The sequence below is a fragment of the Mesorhizobium sp. M7A.F.Ca.CA.001.10.2.1 genome (assembly GCF_003998575.1).
In the GTDB taxonomy this organism is placed as follows: Bacteria; Pseudomonadota; Alphaproteobacteria; order Rhizobiales; family Rhizobiaceae; genus Mesorhizobium.
The window spans coordinates 1-2,572 of the sequence record NZ_RZQY01000773.1; the positions used below are offsets into that span (position 1 = coordinate 1).

Sequence of the window (2,572 nt, forward strand, 5' to 3'; positions counted from 1 at the left end):
GTTCTGGATGTTGCGCAGGCCGGCGAAGACGAAGGCGCCGCCGAGCAACAGGCGAGCGAGAAACAACAAGGTTGAAGGCAAATCGGCAGGCATCAAACGCTCCCTTGGAAAGTGGAGCGCCGTCTTTCGACGGCGCTCCCAACATAAATGGACAATCAGGCGGCCTTGGCCGCCGGCATCGGGTGAATGGCCTGGAACGGAATGCACAGCCGGTTCCAGGTGTTGATCATGCCGAGCGCAACGGACAGCTTGACCAATTCCTCTTCCGAGAAATGCTCGAGCGTCTTTGCATAGAGCTCGTCCGGCACGCCATTGTTGGCGATCAGGGTGACGGCCTCGGTCCAGGCCAAGGCGGCGCGTTCGCGCTCGGAAAACAGCGGCGATTCCTTCCAGGCTGAAACCAGGTAGAGCCGCTGCTCGGTCTCGCCGTCGCGCCTCGCCTCGCGGCTATGCATCTCGACGCAGTACGAGCAGCCATTGATCTGCGACGCTCTGAGTTTGATCAGGTGCAGCAGGCTCACCTCGAGCCCGCATTCGTCCACCGCCTTGTTGAGCGCCGACACGGCCTTCATGATCTCCGGCGCCTTGGCGAAAAATTGCAGCCTCTGTTTCATCTTCTTGTCCTTTCAAATCTGCCTGGGTTTGGGTCGGCGGGGTTAACTGGATTTCTGCGGCCGCTGGTGGCGCTCGACGAAGGCGCAGCTCGCGGCAAGTGACCTGGGATCGCCTTCTGCCGCATAGGTGGCCACGATATCGGACAGCTTGGTCTCGGCGAGCGCGGCGCGATAGGCGCGCTCGGCCTTCAGCATCGCCGCGTTGATGCCGCAGGGTTTGACATAGGCTGAAGCATCGAGCTTCACCGGACCGCGCTGGCGTATCTCGCCGCAACGGAAGGCCGGCTCGCGGCCCTCGACGGCCAGCACGATGTCGAGCAGCGTGATGCGCTCGGCCGGCCGCGCCAGCCGATAGCCACCGGCAGGCCCGGGCACCGATTCCAGGATGCGCGCGGCGCTCAGCATGTTGAGATGCTTCAGCAGATAGCTAGGCGACAGGCCAAAGGCCTCGGCGAGAGCAGCGCCAGGCATGGTGCTGTTCCCCTCCACACTCGCCAGCGTGGCAGCGCAATGGATGGCTGCCTCAACGCCCTCGCCCAGTTTCATTGGATCGGCTCCTTTATCATGGATATATATTATCGTGGATAATTCTTATCTGCAATAGGAAAATGCAGAGTCGTCCGCTTTCGAAAAAGGAATACGTTGGTGATTGGCGAAATCGGCGATGACAGCGTCTTTCTCCCCGTCACTATACGGGGGGGAAGAGAAGCTGCTGCGCCCTCGGCGCTCTTCTCGTGACGTGTCCCTATTCCGCTGCCACCTTGGCCATCGGGTTGTTCGGGTGCGTCGTCCAGTTGGCATAGACGGGCGATACCGGCCTGCCGGTGCGCTGGTCCATCACGCCGGCTGCCAGCGGCTCCATGGTGATGCAGTTCTCGACCGGGCAGACATTGACGCAGAGATTACAGCCGACGCATTCGGCCTCGATCACCTCGAAGTGCCTGACGCCGTCGACCATGCTGGTGATCGCCTGGTGCGAAGTGTCCTCGCAGGCGATGTGGCAGCGGCCGCATTTGATGCAGGCATCCTGGTCGATACGCGCCTTGGCGACGTAGTTCAGGTTGAGATACTGCCAATCGGTCACATTGGGCGTGGCGCGGCCGACGATGTCGTTGAGCGAGGCGTGCCCCTTCTCGTCCATCCAGTTTTCGAGGCCCGCGATCATTTCCTGCACGATTTTGAAGCCATAGGTCATCGCCGCCGTGCACACCTGCACATTGCCGGCGCCGAGCGCCATGAATTCGGCCGCGTCACGCCAGGTGGTGATGCCGCCGATGCCGGAGATCGGCAGGCCGCGGGTTTCTGGATCGCGCGCGATCTCGGCCACCATGTTCATGGCGATCGGCTTCACCGCCGGGCCGCAATAGCCGCCATGCGAGCCCTTGCCGTCGATTGTCGGCTGCGGCGCGAAGCTGTCGAGGTCGACACCGGTGATTGAATTGATGGTGTTGATCAGCGACACCGCATCGGTGCCGCCGGCATGTGCCGCCCGTGCGGGCTTGCGCACATCGGTGATGTTGGGCGTCAGCTTGGTGATGACGGGCATGCGGGTGTTCTGCTTGCACCAGCGCACCACCATTTCGATATATTCCGGCACTTGGCCGACAGCCGCGCCCATGCCGCGCTCCGACATGCCGTGCGGGCAGCCGAAATTCAGCTCGATGCCGTCGGCTTCGGTCTCCTCGACCACCGGCAGGATCGCCTTCCAGGCCTCCTCGACGCAAGGCACCATCAGCGAGACGACGATGGCGCGGTCGGGCCAGTCCTTCTTGACCTGCTTGATCTCGCGCAAATTGACCTGCAGGTCGCGGTCGGTGATCAACTCGATGTTGTTGAGGCCGAGCAGGCGGCGGTCGGCGCCCCAGATCGCGCCATAGCGCGGGCCGTTGACGTTGACCACCGGCGGGCCTTCCTCGCCGAGCGTCTTTCGCACCACGCCGCCCCAGTCGGCCTTGAAG

Annotated in this window: 3 protein-coding genes; all 3 read right to left on the reverse strand. The window is 62.8% G+C overall.

Annotated elements, in window-relative coordinates:
• Window positions 1-155: 155 nt before the first annotated feature.
• Window positions 156-614 carry a carboxymuconolactone decarboxylase family protein gene (locus EN964_RS31470; RefSeq protein WP_127269912.1) on the reverse strand — a complete coding sequence of 153 codons (459 nt, stop codon included), beginning with the start codon at window positions 612-614 and terminating at the stop codon, window positions 156-158.
• A gap of 42 nt (window positions 615-656) precedes the next feature.
• Window positions 657-1,160, reverse strand: coding sequence for an Rrf2 family transcriptional regulator (locus tag EN964_RS31475; RefSeq protein ID WP_024501511.1), 504 nt, complete (start codon window positions 1,158-1,160; stop codon window positions 657-659).
• 199 nt (window positions 1,161-1,359) lie between these two features.
• Window positions 1,360-2,572, reverse strand: a 1,213-nt coding sequence (preA, locus tag EN964_RS31480; RefSeq protein ID WP_127277199.1) for an NAD-dependent dihydropyrimidine dehydrogenase subunit PreA, incomplete at its 5' end; no start/stop codon positions are given.

What these genes read in the sequence shown, in the direction of transcription:
- EN964_RS31470 (WP_127269912.1), bottom strand. Translation starts at nt 614, where the DNA reads ATGAAACAGAGGCTGCAATTTTTCGCCAAGGCGCCGGAGATCATGAAG.
- EN964_RS31475 (WP_024501511.1), bottom strand. Translation starts at nt 1,160, where the DNA reads ATGAAACTGGGCGAGGGCGTTGAGGCAGCCATCCATTGCGCTGCCACG.